At 67.3% G+C, this 25,653-nt stretch carries 28 protein-coding genes; 14 read left to right on the forward strand and 14 right to left on the reverse strand.

Annotated features, from left to right (window positions below):
* Positions 1–6 precede the first annotated feature (6 nt).
* Genes AC07WS_RS01380 through AC07WS_RS01395 form a run of 4 tightly spaced genes read left to right on the forward strand, consistent with a single transcriptional unit; the run spans position 7 to position 2,223 of the window.
* Positions 7–357 carry a YraN family protein gene (locus AC07WS_RS01380; protein ID WP_494727366.1) on the forward strand — a complete coding sequence of 117 codons (351 nt, stop codon included), beginning with the start codon at positions 7–9 and terminating at the stop codon, positions 355–357.
* Between the two features lie 57 nt (positions 358–414).
* Positions 415–1,011 (forward strand): phosphoheptose isomerase, encoded by a 597-nt coding sequence (locus AC07WS_RS01385; protein WP_494727367.1) that lies wholly within the window; start codon positions 415–417, stop codon positions 1,009–1,011.
* A complete protein-coding gene (locus tag AC07WS_RS01390) occupies positions 1,004–1,654 on the forward strand; it encodes a BON domain-containing protein (protein ID WP_494727368.1) in 651 nt (216 codons plus the stop codon). The genes AC07WS_RS01385 and AC07WS_RS01390 overlap by 8 nt, the downstream gene beginning before the upstream one ends.
* Positions 1,655–1,704: 50 nt before the next feature.
* Entirely contained in the window at positions 1,705–2,223 is a 519-nt protein-coding gene (locus tag AC07WS_RS01395; RefSeq protein ID WP_494727369.1) for a peroxiredoxin family protein, read from the forward strand.
* A gap of 103 nt (positions 2,224–2,326) precedes the next feature.
* Here AC07WS_RS01395 and AC07WS_RS01400 read toward each other — a convergent pair whose 3' ends face one another.
* From AC07WS_RS01400 to AC07WS_RS01415, 4 genes are read right to left on the reverse strand one after another with little or no spacing between them, the layout of a single operon-like run.
* Complete coding sequence (locus AC07WS_RS01400) at positions 2,327–3,631, reverse strand: DUF3034 family protein (protein ID WP_494727370.1); 1,305 nt, start codon at positions 3,629–3,631, stop codon at positions 2,327–2,329.
* Positions 3,628–4,056, reverse strand: a complete 429-nt coding sequence (locus tag AC07WS_RS01405; protein WP_494727371.1) for a PaaI family thioesterase — start codon at positions 4,054–4,056, stop codon at positions 3,628–3,630. The genes AC07WS_RS01400 and AC07WS_RS01405 overlap by 4 nt, the downstream gene beginning before the upstream one ends.
* Positions 4,057–4,115: 59 nt before the next feature.
* Positions 4,116–4,820, reverse strand: a complete 705-nt coding sequence (locus AC07WS_RS01410) for an anti-sigma factor (RefSeq protein WP_494727372.1) — start codon at positions 4,818–4,820, stop codon at positions 4,116–4,118.
* Entirely contained in the window at positions 4,817–5,404 is a 588-nt protein-coding gene (locus AC07WS_RS01415; protein WP_494727373.1) for a sigma-70 family RNA polymerase sigma factor, read from the reverse strand. Before AC07WS_RS01415 ends, AC07WS_RS01410 begins: the two co-directional genes overlap by 4 nt.
* Positions 5,405–5,562: 158 nt before the next feature.
* Between AC07WS_RS01415 and AC07WS_RS01420 the strand changes: the two genes are divergently transcribed.
* From AC07WS_RS01420 to AC07WS_RS01435, 4 genes are read left to right on the forward strand one after another with little or no spacing between them, the layout of a single operon-like run.
* On the forward strand, positions 5,563–7,089 hold the full coding sequence (locus tag AC07WS_RS01420; RefSeq protein WP_494727374.1) for a DUF4331 domain-containing protein: 1,527 nt from the start codon (positions 5,563–5,565) through the stop codon (positions 7,087–7,089).
* Positions 7,086–7,328, forward strand: a complete 243-nt coding sequence (locus AC07WS_RS01425; protein WP_494727375.1) for a hypothetical protein — start codon at positions 7,086–7,088, stop codon at positions 7,326–7,328. The genes AC07WS_RS01420 and AC07WS_RS01425 overlap by 4 nt, the downstream gene beginning before the upstream one ends.
* A 36-nt stretch (positions 7,329–7,364) precedes the next feature.
* Entirely contained in the window at positions 7,365–8,537 is a 1,173-nt protein-coding gene (locus AC07WS_RS01430; RefSeq protein WP_494727376.1) for a tetratricopeptide repeat protein, read from the forward strand.
* Positions 8,534–9,655 (forward strand): HupE/UreJ family protein, encoded by a 1,122-nt coding sequence (locus AC07WS_RS01435; RefSeq protein ID WP_494727377.1) that lies wholly within the window; start codon positions 8,534–8,536, stop codon positions 9,653–9,655. Before AC07WS_RS01430 ends, AC07WS_RS01435 begins: the two co-directional genes overlap by 4 nt.
* Positions 9,656–9,715: 60 nt before the next feature.
* Here the strand turns inward: AC07WS_RS01435 and lipA are convergent, their stop codons facing one another.
* The 3 genes from lipA to yfcF are packed head-to-tail and all read right to left on the reverse strand — an operon-like array spanning position 9,716 to position 12,076.
* A complete protein-coding gene (lipA, locus tag AC07WS_RS01440) occupies positions 9,716–10,702 on the reverse strand; it encodes a lipoyl synthase (protein ID WP_494727378.1) in 987 nt (328 codons plus the stop codon).
* Between the two features lie 31 nt (positions 10,703–10,733).
* Positions 10,734–11,420, reverse strand: a complete 687-nt coding sequence (lipB, locus tag AC07WS_RS01445) for a lipoyl(octanoyl) transferase LipB (RefSeq protein ID WP_494727379.1) — start codon at positions 11,418–11,420, stop codon at positions 10,734–10,736.
* Between the two features lie 14 nt (positions 11,421–11,434).
* A complete protein-coding gene (gene yfcF, locus AC07WS_RS01450; RefSeq protein ID WP_494727380.1) occupies positions 11,435–12,076 on the reverse strand; it encodes a glutathione transferase in 642 nt (213 codons plus the stop codon).
* A gap of 122 nt (positions 12,077–12,198) precedes the next feature.
* Here yfcF and AC07WS_RS01455 point away from each other — a divergent pair, with 122 nt between their 5' ends.
* Positions 12,199–13,098 (forward strand): transcriptional regulator GcvA, encoded by a 900-nt coding sequence (locus AC07WS_RS01455; protein ID WP_494727381.1) that lies wholly within the window; start codon positions 12,199–12,201, stop codon positions 13,096–13,098.
* A gap of 1 nt (position 13,099) precedes the next feature.
* Here the strand turns inward: AC07WS_RS01455 and AC07WS_RS01460 are convergent, their stop codons facing one another.
* From AC07WS_RS01460 to AC07WS_RS01475, 4 genes are all read right to left on the reverse strand, one after another.
* On the reverse strand, positions 13,100–13,375 hold the full coding sequence (locus AC07WS_RS01460; RefSeq protein ID WP_117012278.1) for a DUF493 family protein: 276 nt from the start codon (positions 13,373–13,375) through the stop codon (positions 13,100–13,102).
* Positions 13,376–13,454: 79 nt separating this feature from the next.
* Positions 13,455–14,267 carry a hypothetical protein gene (locus AC07WS_RS01465; protein ID WP_494727382.1) on the reverse strand — a complete coding sequence of 271 codons (813 nt, stop codon included), beginning with the start codon at positions 14,265–14,267 and terminating at the stop codon, positions 13,455–13,457.
* Between the two features lie 26 nt (positions 14,268–14,293).
* Positions 14,294–15,079, reverse strand: a complete 786-nt coding sequence (locus AC07WS_RS01470; RefSeq protein ID WP_494727383.1) for a DUF2491 family protein — start codon at positions 15,077–15,079, stop codon at positions 14,294–14,296.
* Between the two features lies 1 nt (position 15,080).
* The gene (locus AC07WS_RS01475) at positions 15,081–15,875 is read right to left on the reverse strand and encodes a hypothetical protein (protein WP_494727384.1); all 795 of its coding nucleotides are present in this window, start codon (positions 15,873–15,875) and stop codon (positions 15,081–15,083) included.
* An 86-nt stretch (positions 15,876–15,961) separates the two neighbouring features.
* Between AC07WS_RS01475 and AC07WS_RS01480 the strand changes: the two genes are divergently transcribed.
* The gene (locus AC07WS_RS01480; RefSeq protein ID WP_494727385.1) at positions 15,962–16,447 is read left to right on the forward strand and encodes a phage regulatory CII family protein; all 486 of its coding nucleotides are present in this window, start codon (positions 15,962–15,964) and stop codon (positions 16,445–16,447) included.
* Between the two features lie 260 nt (positions 16,448–16,707).
* On the opposite strand, the gene AC07WS_RS01485 is transcribed toward AC07WS_RS01480, so the two are convergent.
* A complete protein-coding gene (locus AC07WS_RS01485) occupies positions 16,708–18,630 on the reverse strand; it encodes a DUF6600 domain-containing protein (protein WP_494727386.1) in 1,923 nt (640 codons plus the stop codon).
* A gap of 87 nt (positions 18,631–18,717) precedes the next feature.
* Positions 18,718–19,359, reverse strand: a complete 642-nt coding sequence (locus AC07WS_RS01490) for a LysE family transporter (protein WP_494727387.1) — start codon at positions 19,357–19,359, stop codon at positions 18,718–18,720.
* Positions 19,360–19,508: 149 nt separating this feature from the next.
* Between AC07WS_RS01490 and AC07WS_RS01495 the strand changes: the two genes are divergently transcribed.
* The 3 genes from AC07WS_RS01495 (at position 19,509) to AC07WS_RS01505 (ending at position 23,118) form a co-directional block, all read left to right on the forward strand.
* The gene (locus tag AC07WS_RS01495; protein ID WP_494727388.1) at positions 19,509–20,441 is read left to right on the forward strand and encodes a DUF808 domain-containing protein; all 933 of its coding nucleotides are present in this window, start codon (positions 19,509–19,511) and stop codon (positions 20,439–20,441) included.
* A 71-nt stretch (positions 20,442–20,512) separates the two neighbouring features.
* Positions 20,513–20,938, forward strand: coding sequence for an inner membrane protein YiaA (gene yiaA, locus AC07WS_RS01500; RefSeq protein WP_117012286.1), 426 nt, complete (start codon positions 20,513–20,515; stop codon positions 20,936–20,938).
* 74 nt (positions 20,939–21,012) lie between these two features.
* On the forward strand, positions 21,013–23,118 hold the full coding sequence (locus AC07WS_RS01505) for an EAL domain-containing protein (protein ID WP_494727389.1): 2,106 nt from the start codon (positions 21,013–21,015) through the stop codon (positions 23,116–23,118).
* On the opposite strand, the gene AC07WS_RS01510 is transcribed toward AC07WS_RS01505, so the two are convergent.
* Positions 23,115–23,906: a glutamate racemase gene (locus tag AC07WS_RS01510; RefSeq protein WP_494727390.1), complete on the reverse strand. Its 792-nt coding sequence runs from the start codon at positions 23,904–23,906 to the stop codon at positions 23,115–23,117. The two genes, AC07WS_RS01505 and AC07WS_RS01510, sit on opposite strands and share 4 nt — an antisense overlap.
* A gap of 118 nt (positions 23,907–24,024) precedes the next feature.
* Between AC07WS_RS01510 and AC07WS_RS01515 the strand changes: the two genes are divergently transcribed.
* Positions 24,025–25,653, forward strand: coding sequence for a methyl-accepting chemotaxis protein (locus AC07WS_RS01515; RefSeq protein WP_494727391.1), 1,629 nt, complete (start codon positions 24,025–24,027; stop codon positions 25,651–25,653).

Genomic DNA, 25,653 nt, shown 5'->3' on the forward strand with positions numbered 1-25,653 from the left:
GCCGCCATGCCGCGCACCGAACAGCAGCGCCTGGGCCGGCTCGGCGAGGACCGGGCGCTGGCCCACCTGAGCGCGGCCGGGCTGGTGCTGGTCGAGCGCAACTTCCTGTGCAAGGCCGGCGAGATCGACCTGATCATGCGGCACGGCGGGCACCTGGTGTTCGTCGAGGTGCGGCGGCGGGCGGGCAGCCGCTACGGCGGGGCGGCCGCCAGCGTCACGCCGGCCAAGCAGCGGCGGCTGATCCACGCGGCCCAGTTCTACCTGCAGCGCTACCGCAGCCTGCCGCCTTGCCGCTTCGACCTGGTCGCCATCGACGGCGAAAAGTTGTCATGGATACAAAATACGCTGGAAATGTAAGCATTTTTAACAGCGCTTGTCCGGCTCGTTGAGCGGCTGCACTATAATCAGCACACTATGAATAATCAACGCATACTCTCGCACTTCCACGAAAGTGCCGAACTCAAAATCCAGTCCGCCACCGTCCTCGCTCCGCACATCGCGCAAGCGGTCGAGCTGATGTTCTCGGCGTTGTCCAACGGCAATAAGATTCTGGTGTGCGGCAACGGCGGCTCGGCCGCCGACGCCCAGCACTTCGCGGCTGAGCTGGTGGGGCGCTTCGAGCGCGAACGCTTCCCGCTGCCGGCCATGGCGCTGACCACAGACACCTCGATCCTGACGGCGGTGGCCAACGACTACAGCTACCGCGAAATCTTCTCCAAGCAGGTGCAGGCGTTCGGCCAGGCCGGCGACATCCTGCTGGCGTTCTCGACCTCGGGCAACTCGGCCAACGTGATGGCCGCGATCGAGGCCGCGCTGGAGCGCGAAATGCGCGTGGTGGCGATGACCGGCAAGGGCGGCGGCGCCATCGGCAAGATGCTGACCGACGCCGACGTGCACATCTGCGTGCCGGCCGACCGCACCGCCCGCATCCAGGAAGTCCATCTGGTGACCATACACTGCATTTGCGACGGCATCGACGTCGCGCTATTCGGAGGAGATGTGAATGACTAATCCCGGCGATATCTGGAAAAAAGTACAGCGGCCGTTGGCCATGAGCGTGCTGTGTGGCGCCATGCTGGCCTCGCTGTCGGGCTGCGTCGCGCTGGTCGCGGGCGGCGCCATTTCCGGAACGCTGGCCGCGACCGACCGCCGCACCCTGGGTGCGCAGACGGAAGACCGGGCGATCGAAGTCAAGGGCGGCATCAAGCTCAACAACGTGGTCGGCGACGCGGGTCATATCAACATCAACAGTTTCAACCGCCGGGCGCTGCTGACCGGCGAAGTGCGCGACGAGGCCATGAAGGCCACCGCCGAGCGCGAACTGCGCGGCATCGAAGGCGTGGTGTCGGTGATCAACGAGCTGGAGATCGCCGGCCCGTCCAGCTACACCTCGCGCTCGAACGACGCGCTGATCACCACCAAGGTCAAGGCCAGCCTGGTCGACATGAAGGACATCTCGGCCAACTCCTACCAGGTGGTGACCGAGCGCGGCGTGGTCTACCTGCAGGGCCGCGTGACCCAGCGCGAAGGCCAGATCGGCGCCGACGTGGCGCGCGGCGTGAGCGGCGTGAACAAGGTGGTCAAGGTGTTCGAGTACATCACCGAGGAAGAGTGGAAGAGCTTCCAGCCCGCCAAGCCGGCCGGCAACTCGTAATCCGGATGGGGTCTATAATGGCCCCATTCCATACCTAGTCCGAGCCCATCATGCAAGAGACGAAAACTTCCCCCGGCTGGATCAAGCCGGTGCTGGCCGCCGTGGTCATCGCCGCGGCCGGCTTTGGCGGCTACCTGTCGCTGAACCAGCGCCAGGCCGCGCCCGAGGTGACCTTCCTGAGCATCAAGGGCGACAAGATATCGCCGGAGAGCCTGCGCGGCAAGGTGGTGATGGTCAACTTCTGGGCCACCTCGTGCACCACCTGCGTGGGCGAGATGCCGAAGATGGTCGAGACCTACAACAAGTTCAAGGGACAGGGGCTGGAGTTCGTCGCCGTGGCGATGAGCTACGATCCGCCCAACTACGTGCTGAACTACGCCGAGACGCGCCAGCTGCCGTTCAAGGTCGCGCTCGACACCGACGGTTCGGCCGCCAAGGCCTACGGCAACGTGGCGATGACGCCGACCACCTTCGTGATCGGCAAGGACGGCAAGATCCTCAAGCGCTACCTGGGCGAGCCGGACTTCCCGGCGCTGCACAAGCTGCTGGAAGAATCGCTGCGCGGCTAATTCAAAAACCAACACTGGGGTCAAGTCTGACATTCGGACACGAGCTCTGCCCTAGGTGCGCCTAGGGCAGAGCTCGTGTCCGAATGTCAGACTTGACCCCACCTTAAAAGCCAGCCTGCGCCGACCAGTACAGGCCGTGCTGCCGGGCCGGATTGAAGACGGTGATGTCGCCCAGCTCGACATATGCGGCCGTCAATGAGAAATTTTTACTCGGGAACCAGGCCACGAACACGTCGTAGTACGCCTTCTCGTTGTCCACGCCCAGGTTGCGCGGCTTGCGGCGGTACTCGGCGCCCAGCGCCAGCTTGCGGCTGACCAAATACGCTGCCGACACCTCCGGCATCAGGCGCAGGCTGTCGCCCTTGTCGCCGCCGAAACCCAACAAACCCATCTGATTGGCGCGGGTCGCCCGCAAGGTGCCGTTCAACAGCAGGCTCTGCTCGAACAGGATCTTGGTGGCCGCCACGTAGTAGTCGTAGCCGTGGTCGTCCCTGGCGCCCAGCTGGCTGACCTTGCTCACGCCCAGCGCGCCCAGGCCGTCCACGCCCCGGTTGCGCTTGTACAGCACGCCGAGCGCCACCTGCGGCATCGGGCTGTCCTGCTGGTACACCGCGTCGCCCGCCACTTTCAGCTTCACGCCGACGATGTCCTGCCGGATGTCGAGCAGGTTCAGCGGCGCCAGGCTCCCCTGGAAGCGCTGCCTGGCCAGCGTCAGCTCCAGCCGGTCGGCGACGCCCACCGCCACGCCGTAGCTGTCGAGCCGGTAGTCCTGCGTTGAAAGGCGGGTGTAGTACGCATTCGCGCCCCAGCTGTCGCGCGTGCCGTAGCCGCCGATCAGCGCCCACGGCGTGATGCCGCCGCCGCCCGCGCCCTCCACCTGGCTGACACCGCCGGTGGCGAGGAACTTGCCCCCGTCCGGCCGCCCCGGCGCCGCCCGCTCGGTGACGATGTCACGCCGCATCGGCGCCAGCTTCGCGATCAATTTGTTGGCCACGCGGTTCGGCACCTGGTTGCGCTCCATCGCGAGCTGCAAGTCCTCGGTCAGCGCGTTGAACATGGCGTCGGTGATCTTCAAGTCCTGGTGCACGGTCGCCATGTCACGCACGGTGCCCACGCCGTCCATGGTGCGGTCGCGGTGCTGGCCGGTGTAGCGGCACGGGCCGCCGGCGAATTCGCAGAACTGCTCCCGCAGCCGCGCACCGACCTGATCCATGTCGAAGTCGGCGAAACTGTCCTTGATACGCGCATCGGCCAGCACCAGCGGGATGAAGGTGTCGACGATCTTGCGGATGCCGTCCTTGCCGCCGAGGCCAAGGTAAGTGGCGTCATCGGCGTAGGGCGTCTGCGCCGTCGCCAGCGACGAGGCCAGCAGCAGGCCCAGTCCGGCCATCCTGGGGAAGTGCCTCATGCCTGTTTCGGGAACAGGATCATCTGCGTGCAGCGGAACAGGGCGATGGTCTTGCCGGTCTCCTTGTTGCTGACGATGGCGTCCCACACCTGCGTGGTGCGCCCCAGGTGCACGGCCTTCGCGGTCGCCACCACCACGCCGTCGCGCGCCGTGCCCAGGTGATTGGACTTCAGCTCGATGGTGGTGAAGCTGTGCCCGCCTTCCGGCAGGTGCGAGAAGCAGGCGTAGCCGCAGGCGGTGTCGGCCAATGTGACCACGCTGCCGGCGTGCAGGTAGCCGTTCGGCGCCAGGTGCTGTGGCGTAACTTCGAACTCGGCCACGATCTCGCCCTCGCGCACGCCGGTGATGACGATGCCCATATGATCCGGCAAGGTGCCCTTGCCGAAGCTGTTGAAGTATTCCGGGTTGAACTTGCTGGCGTCCATGACTTTCCTTCGCGAGTGGGGGCTGCGGCCCGACACTCGCGATGATAGCAACTTTCCCCTCACATCACCCGGACCCAGCGGCCTTTGTACAGAATGGGACCGGTCGGCCCGTTGGGATCGGGCGAGCCGCCCTTCGGCTCCAGCGTGACGGCCAGCAGCGCCACGTCGTCGCCGACCGCCTTGCCGGTCATCGGCAGCGTGAGTTCGCCCCGGCCGCTCAGCAAGCCCAGCGAACGGGGATGGCCGGACTTGGGCACCGCCCACAGTTCCAGCGATTTATCTCCCGGCACCGCCGCCGCGCCCACCACGCGCACCGTGATCGCCTGGTGGCGGCGGTCGCCGGTCAGCAGCAGCGCGGTCTGCGCCTGCGCGTCGGTCAGCGTGGCGACGTAGTCGAGCCGCGGCGCATCGAACGTGCGCAGGCCGATTACCAGCGCCAGCAACGCCGCCACCGCGCTCGAGGCCATGCCCAACGCGCGCCAGAACGTCAGCGATCCCTTGCGCCAGAACTGCCACGCCGGATGGGCGGCGGGCAAATCCAGCCGGCGCTCGATGGCGCGCCACACCTGCCGGCGCGGCGCCTGCGCGGTCGAGAACTCGGCCAGCGGCATCAGCCGGTCCTGCCATTCCGCCACCAGCCGGCGCAGGGCCGCGTCGTTGTGCAGATGGCCTTCGAAGCGGCGGCGCGCGCCGCCCTTGAGCGTGCCCAGCACGTATTCGGCCGCCAGCTGATCGCGCAGCGCGGCGTTGTCGCGGAGATTCATGCGCGCTCCCGCTTCGCCAGGCAGGTCTTCAGCTTGTCCAGGCTGCGCCGTATCCAGGTCTTGACGGTGCCGATCGGCAGCGCCATCTGCTGCGCCACCTCGCTGTGCGACAGGTCGTGGAAAAAGGCCAGGCCCAGCACCTGCCGCTGCAATCCTTCCAGCGCCGCCATGCAATAGGCCAGCGCCTTGGCGTCGCGGCTCATCAGCAGTGCCTCGATGGGGGTGGCTGCCGGGTCTTGCAGTGCATTGATCACCTCGCTGTCAAACTGATCGCCGTCGATTTCGGCGGCGGCGTCGCTGCGGCGCAGCAGGTCGAAAGCCTTGTTGCGGACGATGGTCGCCATCCACGTCATGGGCGCGGCCAGCTGGCTTTGATATGTGCCGGCGTTATGCCAGATCGCGACGAAGCTTTCCTGCAGCACCTCCTCGGCCAGCTCGCGCTTGTTCAATATACGCAATGCGTAGCCAAACAGTTTCGCCGACGTGGCGTCGTACAGCGCGCGGAAGGCGGCCGCGTCGCGCCGTGCCGCGCCTTGCAGCCAGGCGCGCAGCTGCTGGGGATCAAGAGTATTCGCGTCGGACACAAGGAGCCTTCCGGATGGGGAGGAAAAAATACAAGCAGATGAAAAATACCATATCCCCCGCCGGCGCGAACACCGATTTATTTTGAATCCGGTTCGCCCCGCGCCGCGTATATCTCCTCGCAGTATCCGGCAGATCAACCAATCGAGGGAGAAACGAGATGCACACTATCGTCAAACACGCGATGCGCGCGGCCGCCATCGGCGCGCTGGCCAGCGCGTTCGCACCGGCGGCCACCGCCTCCAGCCACCGCGAGGCGCCGTTCATTACGCAAAGTCCCAAGGTCGACGGCACCGACTTCTACATGTTCCGCAGCTACGAGGCCGGCCGCGCCGGCTTCATCACGCTGATCGCCAACTACATCCCCCTGCAGGATGCCTACGGCGGGCCGAACTTCTTCGCCATGGACCCGAACGCGCTGTACGAGATCCACATCGACAACAACGGCGACGCCAGGGAAGACCTGACCTTCCAGTTCCGCTTCAGCAGCGCCAACAAGGACGGCAAGCTCACCGTCGGCGGCAAGCAGGTGTCGATCCCGCTGGTGATCAACGGCGGCCCCATCGCCGGCCCGAACGCGGCCGGCGCCAACGTGCGCGAAACCTACACCGTCAACCTGGTGCGCGGCGACCGCCGCACCGGCGCCAGGGCCGCCGTCACCAACGCGGCCGACGGCTCCGCCATCTTCGACAAGCCGCTCGACAACATCGGCAACAAGTCGATACCGAACTACGCGGCCTATGCCGCCGCCCACCTCTACAACGTCAACATCCCCGGCTGCGCCACGCCGGCACGCATGTTCGTCGGCCAGCGCAAGGACCCGTTCGTGGTCAACCTCGGCGAGACCTTCGACCTGGTGAACATCAAGGCCCCGGCCACCGAGTTCAACGCCAACGCCGAACGCGCCGCCAGGGACGACCTGGCCGACAAGAACGTGACCTCGATCGAACTGGAAGTCGCCGCCGCCTGCCTGACCGCGCCCGGCGGCAGCGATCCCGTGATCGGCGGCTGGACCACGGCCAGCGTGCGCCAGGCGCGCCTGCTCAATCCGACGCCCAACGCCGGCGCGCCATCGAAGGAGGGCGGCGCCTGGACCCAGGTGTCGCGCCTCGGCATGCCGCTGGTGAACGAAGTCGTCATCGGCCTCAAGGACAAGGACAGCTTCAACAGCAGCAAGCCTTCCGGCGACGCGCAGTTCGCGACCTACGTCACCAACCCGACGCTGCCGGCGCTGATCGAAATCCTGTACGGCAGCGCCGGCGCCAAGGCGCCCACCAACTTCCCGCGCAACGACCTGGTGGCGGCCTTCCTCACCGGCGTCAAGGGCCTGAACCAGCCGGCCACCGTGACCGCCTCCGAGATGCTGCGCCTGAACACCTCGACGCCCGCCGTCGCGATGGGCGCGCAGAACCGCCTGGGCGTGATCGGCGGCGACAACGCCGGCTTTCCCAACGGCCGCCGTCCGGGCGACGACGTGGTCGACATCGCGCTGCGCGTGGTGATGGGCAAACTGTGCACGCTGAACCTGGGCTGCACGCCGGCCGACGCACCGGCCGGCGGCCTGCACTTCACCGACGGCGCCTACCTGGACGATAGCTACTTCACCGCCGCCTTCCCTTACTTGAAAACGCCCATCCCCGGCTCGCCGCAAACCTCGGGCGTGACGTCGGGCCGGAGCGCGCCATGAAGTACCTTGGCCTGATTGCGCTGCTGGTGCTCAGCGCATGCGGAGGCGGCACCAGTTACGAAGACCACACGCCGCCGATGCCGCCGGCGCCGTCGCCGCCGGCGGTGACGCTCGACGCGTTCTACTCGGCGGTACTGGCCCTCATCGGCGACGGCAGCGAAACCACGGCCGAACCGGTGGCGACGGACAGCATCGCCGCCACCGCGCCGGAGGATGCGGAACCGGTCGCGTACAAGTAAGCCTTGCAGCCGCCCACACCACCGTTTGAGGTCATCATGAAGAAGCCATTATTTGCGTTGCTGCTGAGCGCCGCGACGGCGGTGCAGGCGGCGCCTTACCTTCCCGACAGCGGCCGGCAAGTGATCGAGACGCTGCCGCGCCGCGGCGATCCGGTGCAGCAGGAACTGCGCCGCATGCGCAGTGAATTGCATGCCCGTCCCGGGGACATGCCGCTGGCTATCGGGCTGGCCACACGCTACATCGGCCTGGCCCGCAGCGAAACCGATCCGCGCTACCTCGGCTACGCGCAAGCGGCGCTGGCGCCGTGGTGGCGGCTGTCGTCGCCGCCGGCGCCGGTGCGCCTGCTGCGCGCCACGCTGCTGCAAAGTACCCACAACTTCAAGCCGGCGATGGACGACCTGCAGGCCGTGCTGGCGGCCGATCCGGCCAACGCGCAGGCATGGCTGACACAGGCCACCGTGCAGACCGTGCAAGGCGATTACGCCGGCGCCACCGCCAGCTGCGCGCACCTGTCCGCGTTGTCGACGGAGCTGGTCGCCATCGCCTGCATCGCCAACGTCGGCGCGGCGACCGGGCGTTCCCTGAACAGCGAACGGCTGCTGGACCTGACGCTGGAACGCAGCGCCAACGCGCCGGCCGAGCTGCAGGTCTGGGCCTTGACGCTGCTGGCGGAGTTGGCGCAACGGTGCGGCGCGGCGGACGTCGCCGAAGCGCGCTACCGACGCGCGCTGGCACTGAGCCCGCGCGACAGCTACCTGCTGGGCGCCTACGCCGATTTCCTGCTGGAGCAACGGCGCGCGGGCGAAGTCGTCGCGCTGCTGAAGGACCAGACCCGCATCGACGCGCTGCTGCTGCGCCGCGCGCTGGCGTTGCAGCAGCTGGGCGGCGCGCGCATCGCCTTGGCCGCCGATGTGCAGGAACTGGCGTCGCGCTTCGACGCCGCCGCCCAGCGCGGCGACACCGTGCACCAGCGCGAGCAGGCGCGCTTTGAACTGATGCTGCGCCACGACCCGGCCACCGCGCTGGCACTGGCGCGCAAGAACTGGGCCGTGCAAAAGGAGGCGGCCGACATTCGCATCTATCTGGAATCGGCGGTGCAGGCGCGCGACGCCAGCGCCGCCAGGCCGGTGCTGGACTGGGTCGCGCTGAATCACACCGAGGATGTGGCCGCGTCGCGCCTGATCCGTCAACTGCAAGCGGGGACATGATGAGACGCCTGATACTGTTTTGCGCGCTGCTGTGCGGCGTGGCGCTGCCGGCCCTTGCGCACAAGCCCAGCGACAGCTATCTGTCGCTGACGGTGCAGGGCGAACGCATCACCGGCCAGTGGGACATCGCGCTGCGCGATCTGGACTTCGCCATCGGCCTTGACCAGGATGGCGACGGCAAGCTGACGTGGGACGAGATCCGCGCGCGGCATGCGGCGATCGCCGCGTATGCGCTGGAGCGGCTGGAGATCGCCACCGGCAAGGGCGCCTGCCGCATCGACGCCGGCCAGCAGCTGGTCGACGACCACACCGACGGCGCCTACAACGTGCTGCGTTTTCACGCGGACTGTCCAGGCCCGGTGGCGGCGCTGACCATCAACTACCGGCTGTTCGCCGATCTCGATCCGCAGCACAAAGGCTTGCTGCGGCTGGTGCGCGACGGCGCGACGTCCAGCGCGATCTTCGATCCGGAACATGCGCGCCAGACCTTGTCGCTGACAGCGCCGGACCATTGGCGGCAATTCCGCGCCTACGTGAAGGACGGCGTGTGGCATATCTGGACCGGCTATGACCATCTCCTGTTCCTGCTGTCGCTGCTGCTGCCGGCGGTGATGGTGGGTGCGCACGGCACGCCGTCGGCCGGCCTGCGCGCGTGCTTCATCGACGTGCTCAAAGTGGTGACGGCCTTCACGCTGGCGCACTCGCTGACCTTGACGCTGGCCAGCCTGTCGCTGATATCGCTGCCCTCGCGCTGGGTGGAATCGGCGATTGCGGCATCGGTGGTGCTGGCGGCGCTGAACAACATCTATCCGCTGTTCCGTGGCCGGCGGCCGGTGGCGGCGTTCGGGTTTGGGCTGATCCACGGCTTCGGCTTCGCCAGCGTGCTGACCGACCTGGGCCTGCCGCAGGGTGCTTTGCTGGCCGGTTTATTCGGCTTCAACGCGGGCGTGGAGATCGGCCAGCTGTGCATCGTCGCCGCCTTCCTGCCGCTGGCGTTCGCGCTGCGCGCCACCAGCTTCTACCGCCACCTGCTGACCGCCGGCTCGGCGGCCATCGCGCTGGTGGCAGTGGTGTGGCTGGCCGAGCGCGCGTTCGACCTGAAGCTGATCGGTGCGTAAATAGCCCAAAAAAAAGCAAGCCGTCTCGCGAGGGCTTGCTCTTTGCGGCGTGGCCGGGTTTTACACGGCGGCCAGCACGTTGTGCGCCTGCTCGTCCGCGTGGTACGACGAGCGCACCATGGCGCCCACGGCGGCGTGCTTGAAGCCCATCTTGTACGCTTCTTCCTCGAACATCTTGAACACGTCCGGATGCACGTAGCGGCGCACCGGCAGGTGGCTGTTGGACGGTGCCAGGTATTGGCCGATGGTCAGCATGTCGATATTGTGCTCGCGCATGTCGCGCATCACCTGCAGGATCTCCTCATCGGTCTCGCCCAGGCCGACCATGATGCCGGACTTGGTCTTCACCTCGGGGTACAGCTCCTTGAACTCCTTGAGCAGCTGCAGCGAGTGCATATAGTCCGAACCCGGACGCGCTTCCTTGTACAGGCGCGGCACGGTTTCCAGGTTGTGGTTCATCACGTCCGGCAGGCCGTCCTTGAAGATGTCCAGCGCCTTCTGCAGGCGGCCGCGGAAGTCCGGCACCAGCACTTCGATCTGGGTCTTGGCCGACAGCGCACGGGTGTGCTGGATGCACTCGACGAAGTGGCCGGCGCCGCCGTCGCGCAGGTCGTCGCGGTCGACCGAGGTGATCACCACGTAGCTCAGGCGCAGCTCGGCGATGGTCTTGGCCAGGTTGGCCGGCTCTTCCTTGTCCAGCGGATCGGGACGGCCGTGGCCGACGTCGCAGAACGGGCAGCGGCGGGTGCACTTGTCGCCCATGATCATGAAGGTGGCCGTGCCCTTGCCGAAGCATTCGCCGATGTTCGGGCAGCTCGCCTCCTCGCACACGGTCACCAGCTTGTTCTCGCGCAGGATGTCCTTGATCTCGTAGAAGCGGGTCGACGCCGACGCCGCCTTGACGCGGATCCACTCCGGCTTTTTCAGCCGCTCAACTTGCTCGATCGGCACGATCTTGATCGGGATGCGCGCGGTCTTGCTGGCGCCTTTTTGCTTTTCGCTCGGGTTGTAAGCTGGGGCAACGCTGGAGGTGGTTTCAGAAGTCATTTGGCTGCGTGCCCTCGCGGGCAAAGTTTGGTTATTCGTGTACTGCTGGTTCGGCAACATGCGCCAATACGCGGATCAGCTCCTCGGCCAGTTGCTGTTGCACGTCGGACAACACGGCGCTCGCGCCGACGGTGCGCATGTCGACTGTTTCCAGCCCGGCATAGCCGCAGGGGTTAATCCAGGAAAACGGGGCCAGATCCATCGCCACATTCAGCGACAGCCCATGGTAGGTGCAACCGTTGCCGCGCACTTTCAGGCCGAGCGCGGCGATCTTGGCGCCCTGCTTGGGTCCGCCGGCCATGTAGATGCCCGGCGCGCCGGCAACGCGCTCACCGGCAAGATTATACGCCCCTAACACGTTGATGACCGCCTGCTCGATTTTATTGACGAACTGCCGGGCGTACAACTTGCCGCCCGGTTTGTTGCGGCGCAGGTCCATCAGCATGTAGATCACCACCTGGCCGGGGCCGTGGTAGGTAACCTCGCCGCCGCGGTCTGTCTGCACCACCGGGATCGCGGACGCGCCCGCCAGCAGGTGGCCGCGGTCGGCGCCCAGGCCCAGCGTGAACACGGGCGGATGCTCGACGATCCACAGTTCGTCGCGGGTGTCCGGCGTGCGCGCGTCGGTGAAGGCGCGCATCGCGGCGAACGTGCTGTCGTAGTCGGAGAGGCCGAGGTGGCGTATCAGCGCAGGCTCGATTGGGGTAGGGGACGTCATCCCGGCATTATAAATCAGCCCGGCTGGTGACGCTCCAGCCACTGCCGGATGGACGGCCGCTGCCACTGGCCGGCGGCGTAGTCCTTGAGCTTTTGCGGCACTTCGTCGCCGTTGAGGATCAGGCGGTTGAGCATCAGCGCCAGGTCGACATCGGCCAGCGACCACTCGCCGAACAGATTGGGGCTGCCCTCCCGCACCAGCTGGCCGGCGGCGTGGATCAGCTTGGCGGCGGCGGCCTGGCCGGCCTCGCTCAGCGGCGCGCTGGCCTTGCCGAAAAATACCGTTTCCGTGTCGCGCTCGGCGCGCACCGGCAGCAGGTCGCTGCGCAGCCAGGCCTGGATCTGCCGCGCCTGGGCGCGCTGGCGCCGGTCCTTCGGGTACAGCGCGATGTATTCCGGCGGCGGGAAGCTCTCGTCCAGGTACTCCGTGATGGCGCTCGACTCGGTCAACACGAATTGAGATTCACCCGCGCCCTCGACCAGCGCCGGCACGCGGGCGGTCAGCGCGCGCCCCGCGTAGGCGCTGTGTTTCTGCTGCCCGGCTTCCAGGTCCACCGTCTTGACGCTGAACGGCACGCCCTTTTCGGTCAGCGCCACAAAGGCGGACATGGCGTAAGGACTGGTGAAAAGGCTGTCGACGTACAGTTCAAAAGGCATGATGGCTCCGGCTAGAGTAGATTTATTCACATGGTAAGCCTTGCCGTAGCGCCTGTATAACGTTATATTTTCGTGATTCTAGCTAATTTTATTCACATAGTTATCCACAGCATGACGACCTGATGAGCGCCAGCCGCCGCCTGCCCAATTTTTCCGCCCTGCGCGCCTTCGAGGCGGCGGCACGCCACGAGAACTTCTCGCGGGCGGCGGAGGAGTTGCATCTGACGCATGGCGCGATCAGCCATCAGGTGCGCGCCTTGGAGGAGGAACTGGGCCGGCCGCTGTTCGTGCGCCACGGCCGGCAGGTGAAAATAACTAGCGATGCGCTGAAATTCGCCCAGTTTTTAGGCAAGTCCTTTGCCGATATTTCCGCCGCGGCGGACGCCATGCGGGCCTCCAGCGTCAACCAGCGGCTGACGATTTCGTCGATCCCGTCGTTCGCCGCGCGCTGGCTGGCGCCCCGGCTGGGCCGCTTCATCGACCTGTATCCGGATATCGAGGTGGTGCTGCAGTCGAGCGGCCAGCTGCAGGACCTGGCGCGCGACGGCATCGACGTCGGCATCCGCTTCGGGCGCGGCAACTATCCGGGGCTGGTGGTGCAGCGGCTGATGGGCGACGTCTACTACCCGGTAGTGAGTCCCCACTATCGTGGCGGACAGCAACCGGCCACGCCGCAGGAGCTGCCCCAGCACACGCTGCTGCGCTCGGTGGAACCGTGGTCGCCGTGGTTGCGCGCGGCCGGGGTCGACATGGCCGAGCCGTCCGGCGGCTTGATGTTCGAGGATTTGTCGATGCTGATACGCTCCGCCGCCGACGGCAACGGGGTGGCGCTGGTGCGCCATGTGGTGGCGATGCAGGAGATCGCCTCCGGGCAGCTGCGGCGGCTGTTCGATACCGCCACGCCGTGCCCGGATGAGTATTTCTTCGTCTCGCCGCCCGGCGCGGCCGGCAGGCCGCAGGTGCAGGCCTTCCGCGACTGGCTGCTGGAAGAGATCGCCGCCTTCCAGCGCCAGCAAGCCTGATTTACATCACAATCTTGACCATCGGGTGAGCCGACAGCTCGGAATACAGCGCGTCGAGCTGCTCGCGGCTGATGGCGCGCACCACCACGGTCAGGCCGGTGTAATTGCCCTTGGCCGAGGGACGCACTTCCATCTTGCCTTCGTGGAAATCCTTGTCATGCTTTTGCACCACCAGCACGATGGTCGGGGCGAAATCGATATGAGTCGGGCCCATCACCTTGATCGGGAAGTCGCTCGGGTACTCGATGAGGGACTCTGACGGCGGGATCGCTTGCATATTCATTCCAATCAAAAAAGAAAACCGGCGGCGCCAACACGACGCCACCGGCCTCTATTGTAGCCAATTCAGCGCAGGCTTACGCTTTGCCCAGCGCCAGCGTGGCCGGCTCCTGCGGCGCGGCCAGCTGCGCCGGCTGCTGGCCGGACAGCCGCTGCAGGCGCGCCAGCGCCGATTCGTTGGCGACACCCGGCTGGCTGACCGACTTGCGGATCGCCTCCAGCTCGGCCGCCTGCTCGTACGGGCGCTGGCCGATGTCGGTGACGATCTTCATGCCGGCCGCCTCGTTGCTGATGGCCTGGGCGCGGCGGGTCAGCGCGTTCAGCGCGCTGGAGTTGCCGCGCATGCCGGACAGCCCGGCCAGCTGGCTCTGACGCTCGGCGCGCAGGTTCTGCAGATCCTGCTGCGCGCGGGCCGAGGCCAGCGCCTGCATCGCCTTCTTGGCCGCCGAGTCGAAGTCCGCCAGCTGCTTGGACAGCGCATCGACGATGGTCTGCAGCTCCTGCATATACTGGCGGGCGTCGGCCTCCTCCTGCAGCTCCTGCGGCATGCGCGCCTTGTTCGCCTCCAGCTCGTCGCAGAACAGGGTGATGGTCGCCTCCGAAATCTTGCCCGCGGCCAGACGCTCGGCCAAGGTGCCGGCCGCCTGCTCGTCGGTGGCGATCAGCTGGCGCAGCTGGACCACGTCGGCCGCTTCCTTGTCGAAGGAGCTGCGGGCGGCGGCCAGTTTTTGCGCGGTCAGGCGCAGGCTGTCGGCCAGCCGGTCGCGGTCGGCCTCGGTGGCCGTTTCCGGATCAAAATTGGCGATCGCTTCGGAAACACGGTCGCCCAGCGCGCCAAAGTGTTTGGAAATCAGGCGCGCGGTCAAACCCCAGCCGTTCAAGTTGCTCATGTCAGTCGTCCTTAAAAAGTTGCGCGTCATTGGATAACGACGCGTTGCTGCTCAACCGGGATGCCAATGACGAAGTCGACATGGATCCCGCGTTTCGATGCATCGCCGTTCACGCTGCTGATGATTTCAGTCGTGATCAGCAAATATTCCTTGCCGCCGCCGCGCAGTTCCCGCACATACGGCATGAAGTACATTTCCTGGCGCAGGCCGGTGCGCCCGCTGGCGTCGTCGAGCCGGGTCTCGGTGCCTGAGAACGGCGAGACGAACTCGGCGTTGGGGTCGCCGGCGTCGCGCCAGTAGTCGAGGCCGTCGCGCTGGCCGAACACCAGGTCCAGGTCGGACTCGTCCAACCCGACGTCGCCCAGCTGCCCGCGCCACAGCGTGTAGCTGCGGTCGCCCAGGCCGGCGCCGGCCAGGCCCATGTAGGCCTCCTGGTCCTCCACCGTTTCCGGAATCACGCGGGCCAGCTGGGTGCAATACATCACCTCGGCCACCTGGCCCTGGGTGTCCTGGTACACCTGCAAAAACTTCTCCCTGGCGTCGCGGTCGCCGGTGTCCAGGTAGTAGCGGTACAGGCCGCCGCTTTGCTTGAGCCGGATCTGCGACACCGCCACGATGCGGCTGTCGCCCTCGTCCGGCAGGGCGATCAGCGAACCGTCGCCGGCGGCGCGCAGCAGCGGCGACTGCTGCAGCCGGATCACGCTGCCGATGCGCGCCCCCAGCGGCAAGCCCTGGTCCGTGCGTGGCGCCTCGGCCCCGCCCAGCTTGGCCGCGCCATTGCGCAGGTAGTTGTATGCATCCGACCAGCCCATCTCAATTCCTTTCAAATGAATAATTCGCAGTGCCGCCATTCGTTCCTTTGCCTGCCCGCAGGCGGCGCAGCTTGCGCACCGTGTACAGCAGCGCCCACGCCATCACCCCCAGCACGCCCAGCCACACCAGCCAGCGCGCCACGCTGCCCAGGAAGGACGGCGCCGGCGGCGCGGCGGCAGGGACCGGATCGCCCAGCCCCGGCATGCCGCCGACCATGCCGGCCTGGGTGGCGCCGCTGTCGGCCGGGGCCGGACTGCCGGCGGCGGCAGGGGCGGTGGGATACGACACCGGCTGATGGCTCTGGCTCATCGCCCGTCCCAGCATGAAGCCCAGCACGCCATGCATCAGGCCGCTACTTGGCTGTTGCACGATGATGGGCGCCTGCTGGTACGCGGGCGGCGCCTGATACACCGGCGACGGCTGCGGCCGCGAAACCGTATCGTTCAACGGCGGCGGCGCGGTTGGCGCGGCGGCGGCGGCCCGGCGGGCGTCCAGCGTTTTCAGCGCGTTGGCCTGGGCCGCGCTCTGGTCCAGGTCGCGCGAGGCGGCCGAGCTGTTGCGCGGCGTGGCCGAGGCCGGCGGGCCGGCCGCCTTGCCGAACGCGCCGGGGCCGCTCTGGCGGTCGGCCGCCGGCGCGGCAGGCGAGCTCCGCGAGACGTTGCTCTTTTGTGAAGAAAATCCACTTTTGTACGACGACGATGTGCCAGAATGTGCGGAAGTTCGCGCCTCCGCCACCACATTGCTGCCCAGCGCAAGGCAGAGCGTCAGTACCAGCGCAGAATGAAAGAACTTCATGATGTCTTTTCGCAAAGAAGTTGAATGAAAATCAGCATAGCGCCGCGCACCGGCGCTTGCATCGGTAATAAAAGGCTCGCTTCACCATGACACGCAAATACTCGGACATGAATCAACACGACGCGCTTTACAAGGTGGCGCGCAGCTACCCCGGCGGCATCGACGCGCTGGCGCAGGCGATGGGCATCTCGGTCAACGTGCTGCGCAACAAGCTGGCGCCGACCATCGCCTCGCACTATCCCTCGTTCGAGGAAGTGTCGACGGTGGTGCACCTGTGCCACCAGGCCGGCGTGGCCGACGCCCACCTGCCGCTGCACGCGCTGCTGGTGCGCCACGGCATGGCGGCCTTCGTCGTGCCGACCCCGGACAACATCGGCGACGACGACCTGTCGCAAACCGTGTGCAAGGTGATGAGCCAGGTGGGGGCGGTGGCAGAGGCGGTCTCGACCGCGCTGCTGGACGGCAAGGTCACCCCGGCCGAGGCCGATCTGATCGAACGCGAATTCCAGGGCGCGCTGTCGGCGCTGGGCGAATGGCGGGCGCGGCTGCGCCTGAAGGCGGAGCGGGGCTAAGGACGCGCCAAAAAAAAGCCAGCCCGGAGGCTGGCGAAAACTATTCTCTGATCGGAAATTGGGAAAAATCCGGAAAATAGTTGGGGCAAAGGGGGACGGTCTCGACGGTCCTGCGTGGCGGATGTCGCCATCCTTGTTCTCACGCTTCCCGCCGGCTTTATCAATAATGCAACATTATACTTTACAATAGACAAAGTCCATCCGAATGAGACGAACTGCCGATTTGGCGCCCTGAACGCCGGTTTTTCCGGAACAGACGGTCATTGACGGTTCTGGTTGCGATTGTCGCCGCGGTCGCGGCCGTCCTCCTTGCGGCGCTCCTGCTTGTCGTGGCCGCCGTCGCGGTTCTCGCGCGGCTGCGGCTGGACCTGCGGCTGGATCTGCGGCTGCGGCTGCGGACGCTGCTGCACCGCCTGGGGCGCCGGCTGCTGCACCGGCTGCGGCTGCACCTGGCGCCGCTCTTCCAGCTGCCGGTACGGGCGGCGATTGTCATCGCGCTCGCGGTAGGCCGGGAACGGCGTCGGAACGGTCGGCGCCGCCACCGGCGCGGCGGTGATCGGCGGATTGGCTTTCTGGATATTCGGCGTCACCACGATGGGGGGATTGGCCTGCTGGATAGTCGGCGTCACCATGATGGGCGGATTGGCCTGCTGGATGTGCGGCGCCGGCGTCAGCGGCGGATTGGCCTGCTGGACGTAAGGCGCCTGCCCCGGCCGCCCGTACGGACGCATATCGATGCGCACGTCGCCCGGCTGGATGGTTTGCGGCGGCGCGTCGGGCCGGCCGAACTGGCCCGGCGCCAGCGTGCTGACCTGCGGCCGGCCCGGCTGCAACGGCGCCGCCGGTTGCGGCACCGACGGCGCGGTCAGCACCCGCGCCGGACGGTCGGGACGGCCGTCATGGTCGCTGTCTTGCCAGCCCCGGCGGTTGGTGTCCAGCGTGCGCGCGACCGCCGGCTGCGGCGGCGCCACCGGCGCGGCGGCGGCCAGCGCGGCAGTCGGGATCACCTGCGACCCGCGCGGCACCTGCACGCTGCGGTGGCGGCCTTCGAACTGGTCGCGCGGCAGCACGGTCAGGCCGTCGCGCCGCTCCCACTGGCCGGGCACGCCGGTGCGCGGCTCGAACGGCCGGCCGTTGTGGGTCCAGACCAGGCGCCGCTCGTGCTCGGACGACACCCGGTAGGCCGGCACGTAGCGCTCGCGCGGCGACAATGGGAACCAGCCCAGGCCCGGCCGGTGGTCGCGCACGAAACCGTCGCCGCCCACCCAGCCCACCAGCGCCGGCGCCCACACCGGCCGCCCGGCGGGCCGCCCCGGCGCCCAGCACCAGCGGCGGTTGACCACCACCCAGCGGCCGTAGTGCGACGGCGCATAGGCCCAGGGCGCGTTGTCGACCCAGGTCCAGCCCCACGGCGCCAGCCAGATCCAGCGGCCGTCGCGGTAGGGCGCCCAGTCGATGGCGACATTGCGCGGCGTCCACAGCGCGCCGTACTCGACGCTGTCGCTCCAGCTGCCGTTGCGGTCCAGCTCCTCGTAGCCGGTCATGCCGGTGGAGACGAAGCGCGAGGCCACCACCACCTCGGCGGCGCGGTCGCGCTCGTCGGACCAGACATCGAAGCCGTCGCGCCGCGCCACGCTGGTGCCGACATCGACGCTGCTGACGTCGACGTGGCGGCCCGGGCCGACCGTCAGCGACGAGCCGGCGCCGTCCACCCGCGCGCTGCCGGCCAGCACGCTGACCTGGCTGGTGTCGGCCACGCGCTCGACGTCGACCCGCAGCAGGCCCGGTTCCAGCAGCGTGACGCGCGCCTGCGGCGTGTTCAGTTCGAAATCGCGCAGCAGCTCCGGGCTGCGCACGCGGATGCTGACGCTGCCGTAATTCAGGCGCAGCCGCAGCAGATCGTCGTCCAGGTCGGTGATTTCCAGGTCGGAGTCGCCGTCGAGCCGCACCGCCGTCGAGCCGACCCGGAACTCGGTGCGGGCGCCGCTGGCGGTGGTGAGATGGCTGGCGCCGGTGACCGGCCAGTTCAGCCCGGCGGCGACCGGCTCGTCGTCGCCGACCAGCGTGACCTGGCCCTGCACCGCCGAAATGCGGCCGACCATGGCCGGCGGGTCCGCCAGCGCGAACGTACAAAAGCCGGCCAGGGCGGCCAGCACGGCGGAACGTAGTATTTTGCGGCTCATGGCGCGTCTCCTAGTTTGTCTTCAGATTAACGCTGCGCCGGCGGATTCGGCTACCGGGCTTACACCGGGTTACAAATCATAGGCAAATCAGGCACTTGCGCCGCCGCGTTTAACAAAGAACAAGGCCGCGCCGACCGCCATCAGCAGGCCGCCGAACACCCGGTTCTGCTTGCGGACGGCGCCCGCGTCGCGGAAATAGCGCTGCATCGACGAGGCCAGGAAGGCGTAGCTGTGCATCACCACCAGGTCGATGCAGCACATGGTGGCGGCCATGATCAGCAGTTGCGGCAGCAGCGGGGCGCCCCGGGTGATGAACTGCGGCAGCACCGCCACCATGAAGATGATGCCCTTGGGATTGGTGGCGTTGGTCAGGAAGCCGGTCAGGAAGCGCTTGCGCGCGCTGGGCACCACCACTTCCGCGCGCTCCCGCTGGGCGCCGACGCTGACCTTGGCGCGCCACTGGCTCAGGCCCAGGTAGATCAGGTACAGCGCGCCCACCGTCTTGACGATGCTGAACGCCACTTCCGACGCCAGCAGCAGGGAGCCGACGCCGGCGCCGGCGATGAAGAAGATCAGCATCAGCCCGCTCTGCAGGCCGAGGATGGTGGCGGTGGTGCGGCGCACGCCGAACGACAGGCCGTGCGACATCGACAGCACCGCGCCCGAGCCGGGCGAGACGGCGATGATGCAGGCGGCGATGAAAAAGGTGATCCAGGTGGCGAAGCTCATGATAATCCCGTGCGGTCAGCCGCAGCACCATGCCGCGGGGCAAAGTACATTGTAGCGGCGTTGGCGTTTCACCGCCCGGCCCGTCATCGGTTAATATTGCTTATCAACCAAGGAATTCCCATGACCCACTACCCGCAGGAGCAACGTTAATGGCCGGCACCAGCCTGCTGGCGCTGATCGACGACATCGCCACCATCCTCGACGACGTCGCCCTGATGAGCAAGATGGCGGCCAAGAAAACCGCCGGCGTGCTGGGCGACGACCTGGCCCTCAACGCCCAGCAGGTGGCCGGCGTGCGCGCCGAGCGCGAGCTGCCGGTGGTGTGGGCGGTGGCGCTCGGTTCGCTCAAGAACAAGGCCATCCTGGTGCCGGCCGCGCTGGCCATCAGCGCGTTCGCGCCGTGGGCCATCACGCCGCTGCTGATGGCCGGCGGCCTGTACCTGTGCTTCGAGGGCTTCGAGAAGATCGCCCACGGCCTGCTGCACAAGGACGAGCAGGACCGCCATCTGGGCGAGCTGGCCGACGCCGTCAGCGATCCCGACGTCGACCTGGTGGCGCTGGAGAAGGACAAGATCCAGGGCGCCATCCGCACCGACTTCATCCTCTCGGCCGAGATCATCGTGATCGCGCTGGGCACGGTGGCCGGCGCCGGCTTCCTGCAGCAGGTGACGGTGGTGGCCGGCATCGCCCTCGTGATGACGGTGGGCGTGTACGGCATCGTGGCCGGCATCGTCAAGATGGACGACGCCGGCCTGTACCTGAGCCGGCGCGGCGGCGCCGCCGTGCGCGCGCTGGGCCGGGTGCTGCTGGCGGCCGCGCCCAAGCTGATGAAGCTGTTGTCGGTGGTGGGCACGGCGGCCATGTTCATGGTCGGCGGCGGCATCCTGACCCACGGCCTGCCGGGCGCCCACGACCTGATCCACCACGCCGCCGAAGCGGCGGCCACGGTGCCGGCGTTCGGCCCGCTGCTGGCCTGGGCCGCGCCGGTCGCGCTGGACGCGCTGGCCGGGGTCGCCGCCGGCGCGCTGACCCTGGCCGTGGTGATGCTGGGCGGCAAACTGTTGAGGATTATCAGGAAGTAACATTGGTATTTTTGATATGATCCCGCAGCGGGCGCCGTCCGGCCCCGCGCCACCCACTGCAAGGAGCACATATGGCCCATCCCACCCACCAAGGCCCGACCAGCGCCTTTATCGCCGCCTCCTGGGTCGCCCTGATCGCCGGCGCCCTGACCTATTTGTTCGGCCTGTGGAACGCCACCATGGCGCTGAACGAAAAAGGCTATTACTTCACGCTGCTGATGTACGGCCTGTTCGCCGCCGTCTCGCTGCAAAAATCGGTGCGCGACCGCAGCGAAGGCATCCCGGTCAGCGGCCTGTACTTCAGCCTGTGCTGGACCTCCATTCTGCTGGTCATCGGCCTGCTGGGTGTGGGCCTGTTCAACGCCACGCTGGCGCCCAGCGAAAAAGGCTTCTACGCCATGGGCTTCGCGCTCAGCCTGTTTGCGGCGGTGGCGGTGCAGAAGAACGTGCGCGACGTCGCCGCCGTCAAGGCCGGCGGCGCCGGCGAGCCGGGCTGATCCGGCGCTAAAAAATTCGGCAAACCGCGGAACTCCAAGCCGCCTTTTCACTCAAAAGGCGTAGGAGGTCCGCAATGGAGCAAACACAACGCCATCTGCGCATGGCGCTGGACGCCGCGCGCATGATGATCTGGGATTCCGAGCTGGGGGGCGGCAAGGTGCTCGACAGCACGGTCAAGTGGGTCGGCGCCGGCACCAGCCTGCTGGGCCTGCCGCCGGGCGACCGGCAGCAGCCGTTCGCCACCTTTTTGCAGATCGTCTGTCCGGAGGACCGCGACAAGCTGCTCGACACCATGCAGGACGCGGTCGACAAGTGCACCGGCTACGAGGTCGAATACCGCGTGCAGTGGCCCGACCGCAGCCGCCACTGGCTGGCCGCCAAGGCCCATGTGTTCTGCGACGACCACGGCGGGCCGATCGGCACGCTGGGCATCGTCTGGGACATCACCGAGCGCAAGGAGACCGAGCAGGCCGTCGCGCGCCAGCGCGAGCTGGCCGCCGTCACGCTGCGCTCGATCGGCGAGGGCGTCATCACCACCAACGCCAGCGGCGAGACCGACTACCTCAACTACATCGCCGAACAGCTGACCGGCTGGACGCTGGAGCACGCGCGCGGCCTGCACATCGCCACCACGCTCAAGCTGATCGACGACGCCGGCGCGGCCATCCCCGAGCACGTGGCGCTGCAGTGCCTGCGCCTCAAGCAGGCGATCGGCACCTCGTCGCAAAACCAGCTGGTCACGCGCGACGGCCGCCACGTGGCGGTGGAGGAATCTGCCGCGCCGATCTGGTCCGACTGCGGCCAGCTGCTGGGCGCGGTGGTGGTGTTCCGCGACGTCAGCCACGAACGCAAGCTCACCAAGCAGCTGTCGTGGAACGCCAGCCACGACACGCTCACCGGCCTGATCAACCGGCGCGAGTTCGAGGTGCAGATCGCCGCCGCGCTGCACAGCGCCAAGCAGGACAACCACGTGCACGCGCTGCTGTACATGGACCTGGACCAGTTCAAGATCGTCAACGACACCTGCGGCCACAGCGCCGGCGACCTGCTGCTGCAACTGCTGTCCAAGATGCTGCAGACGCAGATGCGCGACAGCGACATCCTGGCCCGCCTGGGCGGCGACGAGCTGGGCCTGCTGCTGCCGCACTGCCCGCCGGACCAGGCGCAGCTGATCGCCGACCAGCTGCGGCAATCGATCAAAAACTTCCGCTTCGTGTGGGACGACCACACCTTCGAGCTGGGCGTGAGCATCGGCCTGGTCGAGATCAACCACCTGAGCAAGTCGATGACCGAGCTGCTGATCGCGGCCGACCAGGCCTGCTACCTGGCCAAGGAACGGGGCCGCAACCGCGTGCACCTGTACCAGGATTCGGACCTGCGGCTGGCGCGCCGCCAGGGCGAGATGCAATGGGTGTCGCGCCTGAACGAGGCCTTCGAGCACCAGTACTTCCGGCTGTACGCCCAGCCCATCGTCGGCCTGGGCGCGCAGGGCGGCGGGCACGACGAGGTGCTGATCCGCATCCAGCCGGACAAGGGCGAGCTGATCCTGCCGGGCGCCTTCATCCCCGCCGCCGAACGCTACGACATGATGACCGCCATCGACCGCTGGGTGATACGCGCCGTGTGCCGCCACGTGCAAAGCGTGCGCGAGAGCCTGGGGCCGCAGCAGGCCTATCTCGCGCAGCGCCAGCCGGCGCCGGCGCAGTACTCGGTCAACCTGTCGGGCACCTCGCTGAGCGACGAGGGCCTGCGCGACTACATCATCGAGCAGTTCGTCGAGCACGACGTGGCGCCCGAGCAGATCTGCTTCGAGATCACCGAGACCGCCGTGATCGCCAACCTGATCAAGGCGCAGGATTTCATGGCCGGGCTGAAGGCGCTGGGCTGCCGCTTCTCGCTGGACGACTTCGGCAGCGGCCTGTCCTCGTTCGCCTACCTGAAGGCGCTGCCGGTGGACTACCTGAAGATCGACGGCGTGTTCATCCGCGACATCGCCAACAACGCCATCAACCGCGCCATGGTCAAGGCGATCAACGAGGTCGGCCACGTGATGGGCATCAGCACCGTGGCCGAATACGTGGAGGACGAGCCGACGCTGGCCGTGGTGCGCGAGCTGGGCCTGGACTACGCCCAGGGCTACGCGGTGGGCACGCTGCGCCCGCTCAGCGTGGACGGCTAGGCGCTGGCGACCAGCTCGGCCTGCAGCGGCGTGCCCAGCGCGCGCAGCGCGGTGTTGAAGTCCTCCAGGCTCAGTTCGGCGCTGGCGGTGGCCACGCAGCGCGTCAGGCCGGCGCCGGCGCTGGTGTGCGGCGCCAGCTCGGCCAGCACGCTGTCGGCCGGGTCGAGGAATTGCACGTCCGGCGCGGCCGCCTCGAAGAAGGGCTGGAGCCACGGCAGGTGGGTGGACGACATCGTCATCACATCCACCTGCGGGTGGGCGGCGCGCAGTTCGGCGATGAAATCGTCGACGGTGGCCTGGGTCGCCTGCGGCCTGTGGACAAAATCAAAGTTTTCCACAAGCTCCACCAGCGGCGACGCGTTCACCAGCAGCACCTGGCCGGCGCCCCGGTGGGCGTCCGCGTAGGCCTGCATGGCAGCGCTGCCCACCATCGAGCGCACGCCCAGCACCGCCACCCGGCCGCTGGCCGAGCGCCGCACCGCCTCGGCCACCGGCGGGAAGATGCCGATCACCGGCACGGCCGCCGCCGCCCGCAGCGGCTCCAGCACCACCACGCTGGGCGCGTTGGACGCCAGCACCACCGCCACGCAACCCTGGTCCTGCAAAAAAGCGGTAGCACGTTGCACCACTTCCAGCAACTGCTGCGGCGACTTGGCGCCGTAGGGAAAACTGGCGCGGTCGGCGAAATACACCACGTCCTGCGCCGGGAAGGCCGCGCGCACGCGCTCGACGATCGCATAGCTGCCGATGCCGGCGTCGAAAATGCCTATGGGACGGTGAAGTTTCATGATTTCCTTAGCAACCCCAATCCGGGGAATTTTGATCCACATCAATAAAATTGGACGCCGGACTCCGTAAACTGAACGGATCAATTGCGATAAAGCAATATATCCTTCGGAGCCTCGTATGCGCAACAACCAGCCCGTCAGCAACCGCGAAGTGGAAGTCCTGGATGACCAGGCCATCGTCTCAAAGACTGACTTAAATGGCAATATTGTCTATGTAAATCCTTACTTCACGCAAGTCAGCGGTTTCAGCGAGGCGGAGTTGCTCGGCGCGCCGCAAAACATCGTGCGCCATCCGGACATGCCGGCCGAAGCGTTTGCCGACCTGTGGAGCTCGATCAAGGGCGGCATGCCGTGGACCGGCATCGTCAAGAACCGCTGCAAGAACGGCGACTTCTACTGGGTGCGCGCCAACATCACGCCGATCCGCGACAACGGCAAGACCACCGGCTATATGTCGGTGCGGGTCAAGCCCGAGCGCCACCAGATCGAAAAAGCCGAGCAGGCCTACCGCGCCATCCGCGAAGGCGGCAAGCACGGCATCCGCATCAAGAACGGTCAGGTGATCCGCTCCGGCGCCGGCTCGCTGTTCTCGCGCCTGAGCCATGTGTCGCTGGCCATGCGCATCTGGCTGGCCACCAGCGTGGTCAACGTGCTGCAGGTGGTGGTCTGCGCGGCCGCGCTGATGGGCGGCGGCGGCAACAGCTACGGCATCTTCGCCGCCACCTTCGTCGGCCTGCTGATCAACGTCTTCCTGTGGTACACGCTGCGCGTGTCGGTGCTGCAGCCGCTGGGCCGCGCGCTGGAGGGCGCCCGCTCGATCGCCGCCGGCGACCTGTCCTGCTCGTTCGAAACCGAGGCCACCGACGAGGTCGGCCAACTGGTGCGCGCGCTGCAGCAGATGAACAGCAACCTGATCGCCACCATCCGCGACGTGCGCACCAATGTCGAGACCATGGCCGTGGCCACCCGCCAGATCGCCGCCGGCAACGCCGACCTGTCCGGCCGCACCGAGGCGCAGGCCGCCAGCCTGGAGGAGACCGCCTCCAGCGTCGAGCAGTTCTCGGCCACCGTCAAGCAGAACGCCGACAACTCGGCCCAGGCCAACCAGCTGGCGCAGAACGCCTCCAACGTCGCGGTGCAGGGCGGCGAGATCGTCGCCGACGTGATCGCCACGATGGACGAGATCAACGCCTCCTCGCGCAAGATCGTCGACATCATCGGCCTGATCGAAGGGATCGCCTTCCAGACCAACATCCTGGCGCTCAACGCCGCCGTCGAGGCGGCCCGCGCCGGCGAACAGGGACGCGGCTTCGCGGTCGTCGCCGGCGAGGTGCGCAACCTGGCCCAGCGCAGCGCCACCGCCGCCAAGGACATCAAGCACCTGATCAACGTCTCGGTCGGCAAGGTCAGCGACGGCATGGTGCAGGTCGACCGCGCCGGCGCCACCATGAAGGAAGTGGTGGCCTCGGTGCAGCAGGTGACGGCCATCATGCACGACATCTCGGTCGCCTCGCACGAGCAGAGCATCGGCGTCGACCAGGTCAACGCCGCCATCGCCCACATGGACCAGGTCACGCAGCAGAACGCCGCGCTGGTCGAGGAGGCTGCGGCCGCCACCGCCAGCCTGGCGCTGGAGGCGGGCGGCCTGACCCAGGCGGTCAGCCTGTTCAAATTCGACAGCGCGCGCAAGGTGCGTCCGCTGCGCGCCACCAAACAACCTCAACCGATGAAACGCCTCGCGGCATGA

This window comes from Duganella sp. GW821-FHT01E12 (assembly GCF_059422325.1).